14 protein-coding genes are annotated in these 17056 nt (G+C 53.4%); 6 read left to right on the plus strand and 8 right to left on the minus strand.

The genetic code is table 11. The annotated features are described in order from the left end of the window. Positions 1-146: 146 nt before the first annotated feature. Entirely contained in the window at positions 147-593 is a 447-nt protein-coding gene (locus BV494_RS25745; RefSeq protein ID WP_192938084.1) for a hypothetical protein, read from the plus strand. A 107-nt stretch (positions 594-700) separates the two neighbouring features. On the opposite strand, the gene BV494_RS05830 is transcribed toward BV494_RS25745, so the two are convergent. Continuing rightward, positions 701-1693, minus strand: a complete 993-nt coding sequence (locus BV494_RS05830) for a 2-hydroxyacid dehydrogenase (protein WP_104921996.1) — start codon at positions 1691-1693, stop codon at positions 701-703. Between the two features lie 237 nt (positions 1694-1930). Between BV494_RS05830 and BV494_RS05835 the strand changes: the two genes are divergently transcribed. From BV494_RS05835 to BV494_RS05845, 3 genes are read left to right on the plus strand one after another with little or no spacing between them, the layout of a single operon-like run. Beyond that, positions 1931-4657, plus strand: coding sequence for a YdbH family protein (locus tag BV494_RS05835; protein ID WP_104921997.1), 2727 nt, complete (start codon positions 1931-1933; stop codon positions 4655-4657). Next, complete coding sequence (locus BV494_RS05840; protein WP_104921998.1) at positions 4654-4848, plus strand: YnbE family lipoprotein; 195 nt, start codon at positions 4654-4656, stop codon at positions 4846-4848. The genes BV494_RS05835 and BV494_RS05840 overlap by 4 nt, the downstream gene beginning before the upstream one ends. An 8-nt stretch (positions 4849-4856) precedes the next feature. Beyond that, on the plus strand, positions 4857-5195 hold the full coding sequence (locus tag BV494_RS05845) for a YdbL family probable chaperone protein (protein WP_226790040.1): 339 nt from the start codon (positions 4857-4859) through the stop codon (positions 5193-5195). 120 nt (positions 5196-5315) lie between these two features. Here the strand turns inward: BV494_RS05845 and BV494_RS05850 are convergent, their stop codons facing one another. Further along, positions 5316-5933 (minus strand): FMN-dependent NADH-azoreductase, encoded by a 618-nt coding sequence (locus tag BV494_RS05850; protein WP_104921999.1) that lies wholly within the window; start codon positions 5931-5933, stop codon positions 5316-5318. Between the two features lie 300 nt (positions 5934-6233). Here BV494_RS05850 and hrpA point away from each other — a divergent pair, with 300 nt between their 5' ends. Further along, the gene (gene hrpA, locus BV494_RS05855) at positions 6234-10127 is read left to right on the plus strand and encodes an ATP-dependent RNA helicase HrpA (protein WP_104922000.1); all 3894 of its coding nucleotides are present in this window, start codon (positions 6234-6236) and stop codon (positions 10125-10127) included. Positions 10128-10337: 210 nt separating this feature from the next. On the opposite strand, the gene BV494_RS05860 is transcribed toward hrpA, so the two are convergent. The 6 genes from BV494_RS05860 to rstA all read right to left on the minus strand — a co-directional run bounded on the left by BV494_RS05860 (position 10338) and on the right by rstA (position 16185). Continuing rightward, on the minus strand, positions 10338-11219 hold the full coding sequence (locus tag BV494_RS05860) for a trypsin-like serine peptidase (protein ID WP_104922001.1): 882 nt from the start codon (positions 11217-11219) through the stop codon (positions 10338-10340). A gap of 150 nt (positions 11220-11369) precedes the next feature. After that, on the minus strand, positions 11370-11450 hold the full coding sequence (gene ydgU / locus BV494_RS26470; protein WP_455567028.1) for a small membrane protein YdgU: 81 nt from the start codon (positions 11448-11450) through the stop codon (positions 11370-11372). 116 nt (positions 11451-11566) lie between these two features. After that, complete coding sequence (gene asr / locus BV494_RS05865) at positions 11567-11986, minus strand: acid resistance repetitive basic protein Asr (RefSeq protein WP_104922002.1); 420 nt, start codon at positions 11984-11986, stop codon at positions 11567-11569. Positions 11987-12647: 661 nt separating this feature from the next. After that, on the minus strand, positions 12648-14129 hold the full coding sequence (locus BV494_RS05870; protein WP_104922003.1) for a carboxypeptidase M32: 1482 nt from the start codon (positions 14127-14129) through the stop codon (positions 12648-12650). A 2-nt stretch (positions 14130-14131) separates the two neighbouring features. Next, positions 14132-15457: a two-component system sensor histidine kinase RstB gene (gene rstB / locus BV494_RS05875; protein WP_104922004.1), complete on the minus strand. Its 1326-nt coding sequence runs from the start codon at positions 15455-15457 to the stop codon at positions 14132-14134. Further along, on the minus strand, positions 15454-16185 hold the full coding sequence (gene rstA, locus BV494_RS05880; RefSeq protein ID WP_104922005.1) for a two-component system response regulator RstA: 732 nt from the start codon (positions 16183-16185) through the stop codon (positions 15454-15456). Before rstA ends, rstB begins: the two co-directional genes overlap by 4 nt. 391 nt (positions 16186-16576) lie before the next feature. On the opposite strand from rstA, the gene BV494_RS05885 reads away from it, so the two are divergent. Next, the gene (locus tag BV494_RS05885) at positions 16577-16996 is read left to right on the plus strand and encodes a hypothetical protein (protein WP_104922006.1); all 420 of its coding nucleotides are present in this window, start codon (positions 16577-16579) and stop codon (positions 16994-16996) included. The last annotated feature ends 60 nt before the right edge of the window (positions 16997-17056 follow it).

Consider the following 17056-nt stretch of genomic DNA (forward strand, 5'->3'; position numbering starts at 1 on the left):
CAAGACTATACCTAATGGGGTGTATCCACAGCTTCCACCAACGATTGGTTATGTAGCAGGGATGGCGTCAGATAGTTCGGGGAGAAACTTCTCCAAAGGAGCTTCATTACCTTCAGATATACAAACATTTAATCCGGGATCGCGCAATGAATAAAGGATGCTTAGCGTATATTTTATTATGCACGTTACCTTTTGTTCTCGGAGGTTTGTACGTGCATCATTTATTTAGCTACGGTGAGTTAGCTAATAAATCATTGTATTCAAAGCTACAAGGGTTTGCAGCGAAGCAACAATATACCCCTCCTTTTACACTTGGTTTTAAAATAACACCTCTTTATATCAAAAGTGCATTTAAAAATGAAGGGTTTAGTTATGACCTTCTCGGGATTCCTGCCGGAGATAGAGGAGCCCCTTATTTCTGGGTGGTTACAAATACTCATATTATGAATGATCCTACATCATCAGATACGGTTTTTATTGTGTCATCTGGAGATGGCTTTAATTTACCGTGTGGTTATTTTTATGAGTTGACATTAAAGGAGAATGTCGATCCTGTTGTATATGAATTTCTGAGGGTCCGGTGTATCCAATGAAAATGTTGTTCTGAAGATCTTATTACTATAGAAAATGTTGATATGAGATAAGTACAAAAACAAACCTCCTGGCCAGTCATTCCAGCCAGGAGGTTAGGGGCAAAAAATCAGACCGTCAGCAGGTTCGGGCAGTTCTGCCCTTTAGCCAGCTGATCAATATTCATCAGCGTGGTTTCAGAAATACTGGTCAGCGCGTCGCTGGTCAGGAATGCCTGATGGCCGGTGAAAAGTACGTTGTGGCACGAAGACAAACGGCGGAAAACGTCGTCGAGAATCACTTCGTTTGAGTTATCTTCGAAGAACAAATCACGCTCGTTTTCATACACATCCATGCCCAGCGCGCCGATTTTCTGTTTTTTCAGCGCGTCGATGGCGGCCGTTGCATCCAGCAACCCGCCGCGGCTGGTGTTCACAATCATCACGCCGTCTTTCATTTTGGCAAAGGACTGGGCATTGAGCAGGTGGTGGTTTTCCGGCGTCAGCGGGCAGTGCAGGGAAATTACGTCGGATTCGGCGTAGAGCGTATCCAGATCAACATATTCTGCGCCCAGTTCCAGTGCCAGCGGGCTTGGATACGGGTCGAAAGCCAGAATACGCATTCCAAAACCTTTCAGAATACGCATCGTTGCCACGCCGATTTTACCGGTGCCGATGATACCGGCGGTGCGCTGATACATGTTAAAACCAATCAGCCCTTCGAGTGAGAAGTTGGCTTCGCGGGTGCGCTGGTAAGCACGGTGAATGTGACGGTTAAGACACAACATCATGCCCACGGTATGTTCCGCGACAGCTTCCGGTGAGTATGCCGGAACGCGCACAACAGAAATCCCCAGTTCTTTCGCCGCCTCAAGATCGACGTTGTTAAAGCCCGCGCAGCGCAAGGCCAGCGTTTTTATCCCCAGAGAAGCCAGTTCCTGCAACACTTCACGGCTGCCGTCATCGTTGACGAAAAGGCAGACGGCATCGGCACCGGCTGCGGTTTTTGCAGTTTGCGGGGACAGCAGAAAATCGAAAAATTCCAGTTCATAGCCATAATGTTCATTGACCAGTTCCAGATATTTCCGGTCGTAATTTTTAGTACTGTAGACAGCCATTTTCATGGTGTTTCTCCGCAGTGAGTTTGAATCCCTGGCGAAACTGTTTCCGTCTGTTTTATAAGGAATAAACGTTTTCAGAAACAATTCGCAATATGCCACCAAACTAACAGAGCGCAGGGTGGCAGACAATTTTTCCTGTGCTATTTGGATGCCGGATACTGGTATTTCAACCATCAGTTGTTACGCTAATTATGATATCTTGCGGGCGGTCAGACGATTTAGTGCAAAACAAGGCAAGTCATGAGGAACGGACTGAAAAAAAGCGCGCAGATATTCCTGAGTATAGTGGTGATCCTCGCGCTGCTGGTGTGGGGGTTATGGAAAACGGTGCCGCGCTGGTTACCACCGCTTGCCGGACACTGGCTCCCGAAAGGCACACAACTGACGCTCAGCGGTGCGCCGCACTGGTCAGAGGGCGTGTTGCAATTGCAGGGGCTGCGTTATTCCGCCGGAGAATGCGCACTGGCGACCGCGGAAAATGCGCGCCTGAGTAAAGAAGACGGACGCTGGGCGCTCAATATTGATGCGCTGAAAGTCGATACCGCCTGTCTGGTGCAACTGCCCAAAAGTGACGCTTCAGCGCCGCTGTCCGTGGCGGATTTACAACACCTGCTGCCTGAAGGGCGCGTCAATGTGACGCAGCTTTCGGTGACGCCGTGGCAGCGTTACGCCGGGCAGGTTCAGCTCAGCAGCGAAGGCGGTGTGCAGCATCTGACCGTGAGCGGTGACGCGCTGAAACTCGACTCCGTGCTCGGTGCCGATCGCACGCTGGCGATCCATTCTTTCAGCCTGGTCCCGCCCGGCGGCGAACAACCCGTCACGCTCAGTGGCAAACTGCTTCTGCCCGCCACCTTCGATCAACTGCCGGGATCCGGCGAGCTTCATGCAGAAATTCAAACCGCGCAGGTGCCTTCGCCGCTGGATATTCTTCTCAGCTGGCAGGCAACGGAAGGGCAACTGACGCTGTCGGAAAAAGGCAGCGATAAGCCGCTGGCGATGCTGCCGTGGAAACTTAACGGCAACGCGTTGCAGATTTCGCAAGGGCAGTGGCGCTGGCCGTATGCCGCACAACCGCTGGCCGGTGGCGTGAATCTGACGCTCAGCGACTGGTCTCCGGCGTTTGATCAGACCACGATCACCGCGCGTCTGAACGTGCTGACGCAGGGCCATAACGGCAAAGCTAACGTGGTGCTGAGCATGGGGCCGGGGCGTATCGGGCTGCTCGACAGCAATTTAGGTTTCCGGCTGACCGGGCAGGCGAATTTGCAGGCAACGTCTCTGAGCGCCTCATTGCCCGGTGAACTGAGCGGTTCCGTGCTGAACCCGACGCTGTTACTGCGCAGCGGTTCACTGCTGCGTGCCTGGGGAAATCCGACGCCGGAGCTGACTATCAGTGACGCGCGCTGGCCGCTGGCAGGCGTGAAAGTGTCTGCGCAGGGCGTCAGCGGGCCGTTGCAGGCCATTCTGAAAGCCAGCCACCGTTTCTGGGGTAAATTTGATCTGCATCTGAGCGGTAAATCGCAGGAATTCTGGCCAGACGCCGGACAGTGGGATTTCAACTACTGGGGCAACGGGCATCTGCCGCCGCTCAGCGGTCGCTGGGATATGTCCGGGAAGGGGCAATGGCACGATAATCTGATCAGCATCAACAGCCTTTCTACCGGATTCGACCGTCTGCATTACGGCCTGGTTGATGTGGAAGCGCCGCGTCTGACGCTGGATAAACCGTTGGTCTGGCAACGCCCGCCAGCGGCCCGATTCAAACCGCAATATCCTGATTTACCGACGATATTTAAAGGTGATATCAAACTGGTGGCGAAGAAAATCGCGTTTACCAACGGCGGTTATCTGCCGCCTGCGACGCTGGAATTGCAGCTTAACGGCAGCAGCCCGGACAGGTTTGGTATGCGCGGAATGCTGGATGCCAAACCCATCGGCCCGATCCGGCTAAATGGCCGCTGGGACGGCGAACGTCTGCGCGGCGAAGCCTGGTGGCCGAAGCAGTTACTGACGTCTTTCCAGACGCTGCTGACGCCCGATCTCAACATCAAACTGCGTGAAGGGAGTTTCTACGCGCAGTCGGCGTTTTCCGCCGCACGCGGTCAGGGTTTTGTCGCCGGTGGTCACTGGGTGGTGAAAAATGGCGGGCTGTGGATGAAAGACGGTGACCTGAGCGGGCTGGATTTCAGCCTGCCGTACCGTTTGCAGGATTCCGTCTGGCAGCTCGGCGTTAAAAAGCCGGTCACGCTGCGCATCGGCGAACTGAACAATCTGGTGGCGATGAAAAATATCACCGCCGATTTGCAGGGGCATTATCCGTGGAGCGAAGACAAACCGCTGACGCTCACTAATCTGGGTGTCGATATGCTGCGCGGGCATCTGAGTCTGTCGGCGCTGAGAATGCCGCAGCACGATGCGGCGGTGCTGAAGCTGGAAAAAATCAATCTCAGCGAGCTGTTTACGGCGCTGAAACCCAAACAACTGGCGATGTCCGGCGTGATTTACGGCGAACTGCCGCTGTTTGTTGAAAACCCGAAATGGATCATTCAGAACGGGTGGATCAAAAATGACGGCGGCCTGACGCTGCGTCTGGATCCGCAATTTGCCGATGCGATGGCCAGCGGCAACTTCGCCAATAAAATGGTGGTGAGTTTGTTGCGCTATATGGAAATCAGCCGCTCCGACGCGCAGGTCAGCCTTGATAATCTGGGCGTATTGACGATGGCGGCAAAAGTAGACGGCGTGAATTACACCGATACGACTCACGGCGGTGATAAGGAAAAACGCGAAATCGTGCTCAATTACACCCATCAGGAAAATATTTACCAGCTGTGGCGCAGTTTGCGTTTTGGCGACAATCTTCAGGACTGGCTGCAACAGCAGGTTTCTTTGCCTGCCAATGCGCTGTCGAAAGGTCCGGCTTCCACCGGGCAAAAAGAGGAACAAACAGTGAGGAAGGAACAATGAAACTGCGACTCGTCGGGCCATGTCTGGCGCTCAGCGTGATGATGCTCAGCGGTTGCGTTCCGCGCATCGAGCTGGCGGCACCAAAAGAGCCCATCACGATAAACATGAACGTGAAAATCGAGCATGAAATTCATATCAAAGTTGACAAGGATGTCGAGAACCTGCTGAAAAACCAGAGCGATCTGTTCTAGGAGCCCGTATGTCCGGAGTTTTGTTTAAAAGATTCAGCCTGATGATCCTGGCCAGCGGATTGCTGTTTTGCAGCCAGGCTTTTGCGTTAACGCTCAATGAAGCTAAACAGCAGGGGCGCGTGGGCGAAACGCTTTCCGGCTATCTGGCACCGGTAAAGCAGGATGCAGAAAGTGTCGCACTGGCGGCAAAAATCAACGACGCGCGCAAACAGCAGTATCAGCAGGTGGCGCAGGATAATAACGTCAGCACCGACGACGTCGCCAAACTTGCCGGGCAAAAACTGGTCGCCAGAGCCGCAACCGGCGAGTACGTGCGCGGCATTAACGGGAAGTGGTTGCAGAAGTAACCCGGAAATTAAGGCATAAAAAAGCGCGCCATTCGGCGCGCAAGAGCTTTATCACAACCTCACCAGGGCAAATCTTACAGGTTCTAAAAGGAAATGACGCCCTGGTTGTGATATTGAATCTTATGCAGCAGCCAGTTCTTTGATGGCTGCATCGATCGCTGCTTTCGCGTCGATTTGTGCTTTGGTCGCCACTTCCGGACCGTAAGCGATACCTTCCGCGTAAACGAATTCTACGTCGCTCATGCCCAGGAAGCCCAGGAACAGAGACAGGTAAGGGGCAACCAGATCGGTTGGGGTGTCTTTATGGATGCCACCACGGCTGGTCAGAACGATAACGCGTTTGCCTTTCACCAGACCTTCAGGGCCTTTCTCGGTGTATTTGAAGGTCACGCCAGCACGCGCCACCAGGTCAAAATAGTTTTTCAGCTGAGTAGGGATGTTGAAGTTGTACATTGGGGCCGCGATAACGATCACGTCATGCGCCTGCAGTTCATCAATCAGGGTGTTGGACAGTGCCAGTGCTTCTTCCTGACGTGGAGACAGCGGAGCATCGGAGGGACGCAGCGCGCCAACCAGTTCGCCATCCAGTACAGGGATTGGGTCAGCAGCCAGGTCACGGACAGTTACGGCAGAACCGCTGTTCGCGGCCTGATACTGTGCAACCAGGTAATCAGCCAGTTGGTTAGACTGAGAGAAGTTTGCCAGAATGCTTGATTTCAGAACGAGTACTTTGCTCATTGTTGAGTTCCTTAACTGTGTGAACATTGGGGAGCAGATTTTATAACCAGAACATCCCCGGAATGGAACTTACTTTATTCACAAAGCTTATTCAGTGATAGCGCAATATTTCGAGACCTCCGTTCAGTATTTTTGAACAAGACACGAAAGGCTAAAATCGTCGAACTTTCTTCATCCTCAATAGCTTGTGTTAACATATTGGCAAACAGGCTCGTATGAACCCGCCTCAAATCATTTCTCATTCAGATGACGGATGCTTTGCTCATTCAGTCCGCTGACTTGCAACAAGGAATATCGAACGTGAAATCACCGCTCGCGGCATTATCAGCGCAGTTAGACGGGCTGATGCTACGTGACCGGCAACGCCTGCAACGTCGTTTGCAGGGTGCCAAAAAGACTTTTGATCAGAACACCAACCCTCAGGCCGTTGACGCATTGACGGCTGAGTTGCAGAACGCCATCACCGAAAGCCTGAAGAAAGTCACCGCCCGTGAAGCCTCACGGCCAAAAATCAGCTATCCGGGAAATCTGCCGGTCAGCCAGAAAAAAGATGACATCTTTAAGGCCATCCGCGATCACCAGGTGGTGATTGTCGCCGGTGAGACCGGTTCCGGTAAAACCACGCAGATCCCGAAAATCTGTATGGAACTCGGGCGCGGCATTAAAGGGGTGATCGGGCATACGCAGCCACGCCGTCTGGCGGCGCGTACCGTCGCTAACCGTATTGCCGATGAGCTGGATACCACGCTCGGCAATACCGTCGGCTATAAAGTCCGTTTTAACGATCAGGTCAGCGATAACACGCTGGTGAAGCTGATGACCGACGGTATTCTGCTGGCGGAGATCCAGCAGGATCGCATGCTGATGCAGTACGACACGCTGATCATCGATGAAGCCCACGAACGCAGCCTGAACATCGACTTTATTCTCGGTTATCTGCGCCAGTTGCTGCCAAAACGCCCGGATCTGAAAGTCATTATTACGTCAGCGACCATCGATCCGCAGCGGTTCTCCCGTCACTTTAATAACGCGCCGATCATTGAAGTTTCCGGCCGCACGTATCCGGTTGACGTGCGTTATCGCCCGATTGTGGATGATGCGGACGACGTTGACCGCGACCAGTTGCAGGCGATTTTTGACGCCGTGGATGAACTGGGTCGCGAAAGCATGGGCGACATCCTGATTTTCATGAGCGGTGAACGTGAAATTCGCGATACCGCCGATGCGCTGAACCGTCTGGATTTGCCGCATACCGAGATCCTGCCGTTGTACGCACGGCTGTCGAACAGCGAACAGAACCGCGTGTTTCAGTCGCACGCCGGTCGCCGTATCGTGCTGGCGACCAACGTCGCGGAAACCTCGCTGACCGTGCCGGGCATCAAATATGTGATTGACCCCGGCACCGCGCGTATCAGCCGTTACAGTTTCCGTACTAAAGTGCAGCGCCTGCCGATTGAGCCGGTTTCGCAAGCCTCGGCCAATCAGCGTAAAGGCCGTTGCGGACGCGTTTCGGAAGGGATCTGCATCCGCCTGTATTCGGAGCAGGATTTCCTGTCGCGCCCTGAATTTACCGATCCTGAAATTCTGCGCACCAACCTGGCTTCCGTTATTTTGCAAATGACGGCGTTGGGGCTGGGCGATATCGCGGCATTCCCGTTTGTGGAAGCGCCGGACAAACGCAATATTCAGGACGGCGTGCGCCTGCTCGAAGAGCTTAACGCCATCAATAATGCGGTCGATGGTCGTTACTCGCTGACGCCGCTGGGCCGCCAGCTGGCGCAGTTGCCAGTCGATCCGCGTCTGGCACGCATGGTGCTGGAAGCACAGAAAAACGGCTGCGTGCGCGAAGTGATGATCATCACCGCCGCGCTGTCGATCCAGGATCCGCGTGAACGTCCGATGGACAAACAGCAGGCGTCTGATGAAAAACATCGCCGGTTTGCGGATAAAGATTCTGATTTCCTGGCGTTCGTGAATTTGTGGGATCACCTGAAAGTGCAGCAAAAAGAGCTGTCTTCGGCGCAGTTCCGCAAGCTTTGCCGCAGTGACTTCCTCAACTATCTGCGCGTGCGTGAGTGGCAGGATATATACACCCAGCTGCGTCAGGTGGTGAAAGAACTCGGGCTGCCGGTGAACAGTGAACCGGCGGAATACCGCGAGGTGCATTGCGCGTTACTGACCGGTTTGCTGTCGCATATCGGGCAGAAAGACGCGGATAAACAGGAATATACCGGCGCGCGTAACGCCCGTTTTGCGGTGTTCCCGGGATCCGGTTTATTCAAGAAGCCACCAAAATGGGTGATGGTCGCGGAACTGGTGGAAACCAGCCGCCTGTGGGGGCGTATTGCCGCCCGCATTGAGCCGGAATGGATTGAACCGCTGGCGCAACATCTGGCGAAAAGCAGTTACAGCGAACCGCACTGGGAAAAAGCGCAGGGTGCGGTGATGGCGACGGAAAAAGTCACGCTGTACGGTCTGCCGATTGTGGCTGCGCGCCGGGTGAATTACGGCACGATCGATCCGGTGGTGTCGCGCGAGCTGTTTATCCGCCATGCGCTGGTGGAAGGCGACTGGCAGACGCGCCATGCGTTTTTCCGCGCCAATTTGCGCCTGCGTACCGAAGTCGAGGAGCTGGAACACAAATCACGTCGTCGCGATATTCTGGTCGATGACGAGACGCTTTTCCTGTTCTACGAACAGCGCATCGGGCAGGAAGTGGTATCGGCGAAGCACTTCGATACGTGGTGGAAAAAGCAGCCGCAGGACAGCCTGAATTTCGAAAAAAGCATGCTGATCAAAGAGGGTGCGGGCAACATCAGCGCCCACGATTACCCGAACTTCTGGCATCAGGGCAATCTCAAACTGCGTGTGACCTATCAGTTTGAACCGGGCACTGACGCCGATGGCGTCACGGTGCATATCCCGTTGCCGCTGCTCAATCAGGTGAGCGAAGAAGGTTTTGACTGGCAGATCCCCGGCATCCGCCGCGAGCTGATTATGGCGCTGATTAAGTCATTGCCTAAACCGGTTCGCCGCAACTTTGTGCCTGCGCCAAACTATGCCGACGCGCTGCTCGGACGTCTTAAACCATTCGAAATGCCGCTGCTCGATGCGATGGAAAAAGAACTGCGCAAGATGAGCGGCGTAACCATTGACCGGGAAGACTGGCATCTGGATCAGGTACCCGATCATCTCAAAATGACGTTCCGCATTGTTGATGATAAAAACAAAACACTGCGCGAAGGTAAAGACCTGACGGTGCTGAAATCTGGCCTGAAAGAGCAGGTTCAGCAGACGCTTTCTGCGGTGGCCGATGACGGTATTGAACAGCGCGATTTGCATGTCTGGAGTTTCGGCACGCTGCCGGAACGCTACGAGCAAAAGCGCGGCGGTTATGAAGTTAAAGCGTATCCGGCGATTGTCGATGAGAAAGACAGCGTGGCGATCCGCCTGTTTGACAGCGAACTGGAACAGCAACAGGCGATGCTGAGCGGGATGCGGCGTTTGCTGCTACTCAACATTCCTTCGCCGGTGAAATACCTGCATGAAAAGCTACCGAACAAAGCCAAGCTGGGGCTGTATTTCAACCCTTACGGCAAAGTGCTGGATCTGATTGACGACTGTATTTCCTGCGGTATCGATAAGCTGATCGCCGAATCCGGTGGGCTGGTGTGGCGTGAGGAAGATTTCGCGAAACTCCACGAGCATGTGCGCGCCAATCTGAATGACACCGTGGTACAAATCGCCATTCAGGTGGAGCAAATTCTGACGACGGTCTTTAACATCAATAAACGGCTGAAAGGGCGGATTGATATCTCGATGGCGCTGGCGCTTTCTGATATTAAAGCGCAGATGTCTGGCCTGATTTATCGCGGGTTTGTCACGCAAAACGGCTGGAAACGGCTGCCGGATACGTTGCGTTATTTACAGGCCATTGAACGGCGGATGGACAAGCTGGCGATGGATGCTCACCGCGACCGTGCGCAGATGCTGAAAGTCGAAAACATCCAGCAGCAATGGCAACAATGGCTGAACAAACTGCCGCCGGTTCGTCAGCAAAGCGAGGAAGTGAAAGAGGTCCGCTGGATGATTGAAGAACTTCGCGTCAGCTATTTTGCCCAGCAACTGGGCACGCCGTACCCGATTTCGGATAAACGAATCTTGCAGACGATGGAACAACTGGTCAGTAATTAACAGGCGAAAAAAAGCCCGCAACCAGTGCGGGCAAGACGACATCAGTATTCGAAAACCTTGTTAGGGCAGAACAGAACCATCATAGCGTCTGGGTAAAAATCTGATTCGTGAGTTAGCTGCATAAATAGCACGGTATTTAAGTGATTAGACCAGTCAGAACGTCAAAAAGGCCGCTTTTCAGCGACCTTTTTCGTTTTCAGAGACAGCAGATCATTGCGCGGCAGGGGTTGCCGGAGTACTGGCGCTGATCACACCGGAAGACAATGTGCTCAGGGCGTAGCGTATTGCCGGGACGGCCAGTGCGCGGTTGTCAGCCAGATAACGATCCTGAGCAGCGGGAGCCGAGCTTTGAATCGCAATCAACGACCAGCCTTCCGCATTTTTGATTAATAACGGAGAACCGCTGTCGCCCGGCAGCGTGTCGCAACGGTGCGAAAGCACGCCAGGCTGTGCCCAGCCGGTAATCTGACAATCCTGATGAACATACAAATCATCCAGATGATCTTCCGGATATCCGGCCTGGGTCACCTTTCTGCCTTCCTGTTTTAGCACGGCGGTCAGGTCGTCACGCGAACCTTCCCAAAGCGGCAGCGGCTTGATCGGCAGCGCGAGTTTTTCATCCGTCAGACGGATCAGCGCGAAATCAAACGGCGCGGCTTTCGGCGGCACAATCCAGCCTTCGCCATCAGCTTTCAGCTTTTTACCCAGTTTCGGGTCAACCAGTGTTTGCAATGCAGTGATCTGGTAACGCCATTTCTGATTATGAGAAATAAAACGCAGGGCGATCACTTTGTCGATTTTCCCCGGCGGAGCCAGTACACAATGGCCGGCGGTGAGAACCAGATGTTGAGAAATCAAAGTGGCGGTACAGAGATTGCCGCTTTCCGTTTCAATCTGACCGATTGCCTGCCACGGCCAGCGTGCGGCGGCTGCAACGGGAGTGCGCTGATCGTGGCCGAAGAACAGAGCCGTTTTTTCTTTAACGCTGATAGCCGGCGTGTCGCTATCTGCATCATCCGGAGAATCTGCCTGTACGAAAGAGCTGGCGGTAAAACAAAAAAAGCACAGAAACAGCGGTAACGCGATGCGCATAACATTCTGACCTTGAAAACAGGGGAAACCCGTGAACCCGTTATTATGGAAGGATTATAGACGGTTATCTTTCGTGGTGGATATATTTGTCTGATAACTCAATCTTTTGAACAGACGGCGGGCGCCATCTCAGGATACTTCACGACAGCATCAGAAGTAGAAGAACAGGGTGATCAGACCGCAGAGGATCAGAGAGCACAGGGTGATTTCGAACAGGTAGCGGCGCAGCATCTTTCATCAGTACCTCAAGATAGAGAACTGGAGAAAAAAACACCCGGCGAGCCGGGTGTTGAATCATCAGTCTTGATAATGGTGAGTAGATACGCTCACAAAGACTTCTTTACGACTTATGCTGCTGGAGTTGCTTTTGCAGCTGGAGCAGCTTTCTTAGCATGTTTCACGTGTTTTTTAGCAGCCTGCGCTTTCTGAGCTACCGGAGCAGCTTTCTTAGCGTGTTTCACGTGTTTTTTAGCAGCCTGCGCTTTCTGAGCTACCGGAGCAGCCTTCTTAGCGTGTTTTACGTGTTTTTTAGCAGCCTGTGCTTTCTGAGCTACCGGAGCCGCTTTCTTAGCGGATTTTTTGTGTTTTTTAGCAGCCTGAGCTTTCTGAGCTACTTTCTTATGAGTCTTGTGCTTAGCAGCATGCGCTGGAGCAGCAGTAGTCGTTGCAGCAGCGGCTGGCGCTGGAGTTGCTGTAGTTTCAGCAGCGAAAGCGACAGAAGACAGACCCATTGCAGCGGCTACAACCAGAGCTAATACTTTTTTCATCTTTAATTCCTCAGAATTTTTGTTTAAGTGTCCACCCCACTGCGGGGCCGGTATGAAGAATACTAGGCGGGTTCTGTCACAAAGTCCGTGAGTGATTGGTTTCGGCGTGTAACGGAATGTACAAGCTGGGGATTTCAGGGAAATCAGTGAGTTATGCGGTGGAGGCGTAGCATGATGGCCAGGTTTGTACGTTATGCAGTCAACTTCAAAACCTTGGTTTGCTCCTCCCCCTGCGAAGGGGGAGGCCGGGAGGGGGTTTAGCAAACGACTCAGCTTCACGTTGCCATTTCGAACCCCATCCCGTCCTTCCCCTTGCCAAGGGGAAGGTGCAAATCCAAACACTCTGTTGTGAATTTAGATAAGCCTCCAGCCGCTTTCAAAACGACGTTGAGCGAGTGGTGAGAAACGGTGAGAGTCTTTTTTCGAGCAGGTTCGAACCCGAAGCGAAAGAACCGCGCAGCGGCGGCGTTTGCGGCAATAAGGAGAGTTTCTAAAACATAGCCAGCCAGCGGAGCGCGTGTTGGGAAAAAGCGTGGGAGATCAAAGAGGGAGGCGCTTTCCTCCCTCTTTGGCGGTTTCGGCGCAGCGAGTTAAGTAATCACTGCAATTGAGAAACCGAAATTTTCTCGATCAAGCCTCTGGTGCACCAGCTACTCAACCGTTAAAGGTATCTGTTCTCCAGGTGTGCCCTGAAGAACCCCGGGTTCAGTGTCTCCCCGGTGGCATTTTTAATCAGCTGATCCGTCGAGAACCGGCTCCCGTGTTGCCAGATATTCTGCTGCAACCACTGGAACAATGCCGTCAGATCGCCGCGGGCGATATCTTCCTGCAACGTCGGGATCGCTTTGTTAGCGAACTGGAACAGTTGCGCGGCGTACATCGCACCGAGCGTGTACGTCGGGAAGTAACCGAAACCGCCGTCGGTCCAGTGGATATCCTGCATACAACCGTCGCGGTAATTCCCCACAGTATCGATGCCCAAATATTCCTTCATCTTGCTGTTCCACAAGGCCGGGATATCGTCGACTTCGATTTCGCCTTCCATCAGCGCTTTTTCGATTTCATAACGCAGGATGACGTGCGCCGGATAGCTGAGTTCATCGGCGTCAACGCGGATGAAGCCTGGCTGAACACGCTGGTTCAGTTTGATGAAGTTACTTTCATCTAAGCCCGGACGCTGACCGAACTGCTCGATAACCAGCGGATACACCGATTTCAGGAACGGTTCGCTGCAACCCAGTTGCATTTCAAACAGCAGGCTTTGGGATTCGTGAACGCCCATTGAACGTGCGTTGGAAACCGGCTGGCCCAGCCACTCTTTAGGCAGGTTTTGCTCATAACGTGCATGACCGGTTTCATGGATCACGCCCATCATGGCGCTGAGGAATTCAGTTTCGTTGTAACGCGTAGTGATCCGCACATCTTGCGGAACACCGCCGCAGAACGGGTGCGCGCTGACATCCAGACGACCGGCATCAAAATTAAAGCCCAGACGGTCCATCACTTTCAGGCCAAGCTGACGCTGTTTTTCAATATCGAACGGGCCTTGCGGCGCAATGCGGGATTCGGTTTTCTGCTTTTCCACCACGGTTTGCAGCAGATCCGGTAGCCAGGTTTTCAGGTCGCCGAACAGAACGTCGAGTTTCTGCGATGTCATTCCCGGTTCGTACAAATCGAGCAGGGCGTCGTAACGGCTGATACCGGCGGCTTCGGCGCGCAGTTTGGCTTCTTCGCGGCTCAGTTTCACGACTTCTTTCAGGTTATCGGAGAAACCTTCCCAGTCGTTGGATTTACGCTGAATGCGCCAGGCCTGTTCGCAACGCGCCCCGGCCAGTGATTTGGCCTGCACCAGACTTTCCGGCAACAGCGCGGCTTGCTGATAATGACGGCGCATTTCACGCAGGTTCGCCTGCTCCACATCATTAAGCTGCTCGCCACCGGCCTGTTCCAGCCATTCGCCGACCTGTTTCGCAGTAAGGATCTGATGCGTCAGCACGCTCAGTTCAGCCAGTGCTTCGGAGCGCGCCTGGCCGCCTTGCGGGGGCATCATGGCCGCTGCATCCCAGCCTGCAATCGCCGATAAATGGCCGAAACGGGATAAACGGGCGAAGGTGTCGTGCAATTTTTTATACGCGATGGTCATTATTAGCTCCCTTCCTGGTTTGGGTCAGGCTGTTCAACAGCCAGATTGAATAGGGGTTTTACCGGCCAGCTGAACCGCATACTGGCTCCGCCGAGTGAACTGCTTTCAACCGCAATGCGCCCCTGATAGGCCACGGCGATAGAATGGACGATAGCCAGCCCGAGCCCGCAGCCGCCGGTTGCGCGGTCGCGACTTGGATCGAGGCGAACAAAGGGTTCGAAAATGCGCGCACGTTCTTGTTCCGGAATGCCGGGGCCGTCGTCTTCGACCTGCAAATGGGCCATTTCGCCGTCAAGCCACAGGCTGATGCGCAGCATTTCCTGAGAATAACGCAGGCCGTTGTTCACCAGATTGTCGAGCACGCGCTCCATCAGCCGTAAATCGACGCCGCCGAAATCGAGGTTTTCCGGTGGCTGATAAAGGATAGTCCGTTCACCATTGATCAGGCGGAAATCATCCACCTTGTCCTCCAGCCAGTGCGCCAGATTCACTTTTTCCAGATGCAACGCCACCTGCGGGCGATCCAGCCGGGCATAGGTCAGCAGTTCATCAATCAGCGCTTCGAGCTGGCCGATGTCGCGGTTAATGGCGTTTTGCTCGGATTCAGGCAGGTTCTCACTGATGGCCAGCCGGTAACGCAGGCGCACCAGCGGGGTTCGCAACTCGTGGGCAATACCGTCGATCAGCTGTTTTTTACTGGCGACCAGCGTGCTGATGTTGTCCGCCATCTGGTTAAACGCCACGCCCAGCCGGTTGAGGCTGGAGGTCGAATCGAAATCGATACGTTCATCGAGATGGCCGTTACCAAGCCGAAGCGCGGAGTTTTCCAGCCGCAGCAAATCCTGCCAGTGCGGACGCATCCACAGGAAAACCGGCAGTGCGAGAGACAGGCCAATAAAAATCAGCAATCCCAAATCGAGCAGCCGCATTTCGTGCATGTAAAACAGATACGGGATCGGGCCGACGACCAGCACGTAGTGGCTGCGCGGGACGCGCTGGATAAAGGTGTATTCGTCGTCGAGGGCAATAATCTCGCCGTCTTTCAGGCGCTGATCCAGCGCGGGGCTGAGTTTGCGCTTGCCGAGCGGTTCAATGTGGAGTTTGAAAGACAGGTTCAGATCCAGCGTATTGATGGTCTTGTTCCAGTCTTTAATCGGAATTTCCCTGAGTTCACTGCGCATCAGGTAAAGCGAGCTTTTCATCAGGTCGTTCATGGACTGACGGCCGGTGCGTTCGGCGGTGACTTTGTACACCAGGCCGACCAGCATCGCCATCACCAGAAAACAGACCAGCAGTAACAGAAAGAACTGGACGAAAAGCTTTCTCATTCCTGAAGAGACTCCCAGGCGTTCGGGGCAAACAAATAACCTTTATTGCGCACGGTTTTGATGCGGAAAGGTTCGAGGGTGTTGTCGTACAGTTTCTTGCGCAGACGCGAAATCGCCACGTCAATGCTGCGATCCAGTCCGTCGTAGCTCACGCCACGCAGGTTTTTCAGCAACGCTTCGCGATCCATAATGCGGCCCGCGTGTGTCGCCAGTTCCCACAGCAAATCAAAGTCGGATGTGGAGAGCACAATGGTTTCATCCACCAGCGTGACTTCGCGGTTCACCGGGTCAATGCAAAGCTGGCCGAAGTGCAGGGCATTACCACTTTTCAGTGTCTGAACCGGTTGTTCGCTTTGCGCGGAGTGCACCGGGCTCTGGCGCAGATGCAGCCTTAACCGTGCCAGCAAAACGGCCGGCGGCGTGGTTTTCAGGATGTAATCGCTGGCGCCCATTTCGAGCGACAAAATGTGGTTCATGTCGCTGTCGAGCGAGGTGAGCAGCACGATCGGGCCGGGGAAAATAGGGCGCAAATCGCGGCACAGCGTCATACCGTCTTTGCCCGGCAGCATAATATCCAGCAGGATAAGATCCGGTTTTTCTTTCTCAATGCGCGCCTGCGCGGTGTCACCACGAGGCTCGACCAGAACCTCAATATCATGTTTACCCAGATAGGCGGCGATCAGGTTGCCGACTTCTGCATCATCTTCTACAAAAACGATTCTATTCATTGGCTTGCTGTTATAAGAAATCCGGTGAGTAGCATAGCGTGACACGTCTGCTGACGCCATCGCGGTAGCGTAATAGAACGTGACAGTTTTGCGGCATTAATTCCATTTCCGCTAAATAGTTTGGCTAAATTCTGAAATGCTAGCAAAGTGCGTTTCAGTGATGGAAAGCACCTGAACCGACTGGCAAAGTGTGGCTGAATTATGCCATTATACAGACGAATGACTTTAGCTTTATAAATTGATCTGCATTATGTATCTGTAGGCAGACTCTCAATTGACAGACTCTTTATTAACAGATTCTCTCTTAGCAGATAATGCACTCAGCACCACCTTCGCACGTTCTGTACAGACGTTCAAATGAACAGGCCCTGACCAGGAAGAGGAAACGGGGATGAATGAAAATCGCCTGGTACCCGATGCGCGCAGTCAAAAAGCGTCCTTTGACTACATGGAATATTTGTCCGCATCCTGCAAAAAGAAATGGAGTTTTGTCGACGCTATTTATGGCGTGATGCCGTTTTTCGGCATGGTTCTGAAATCCCGTTCGAAGAAAGATAAATCGAAGCAGGAAGCCTTGCGTGCGCTGGCTTTGCAGGTGGTATCCACACAGGTGAGCGATGAAACAAACATCGTCCGGCTGATTGAACTGGCAGAGCAGCAAAATATGTACAGCATTGATATTAACCTGCCGTACTCGCTGACCGACGACCAGCTCACCGCTATCAAAGTGGAATGCAAACATCTCGTGCAACTGAGTCAGAACAACGATCACCTGTTAGTGCAAATTATGCAGATGCCTTCTCAGCACTGACCGTTTTCTGCGTATTGACCGTCTGCTGCGTTTTGACCGTCTGTAAGTAAAAAGGCCGCT

It is taken from the genome of Rahnella sikkimica, assembly GCF_002951615.1.
In the GTDB taxonomy this organism is placed as follows: Bacteria; Pseudomonadota; Gammaproteobacteria; order Enterobacterales; family Enterobacteriaceae; genus Rahnella; species Rahnella sikkimica.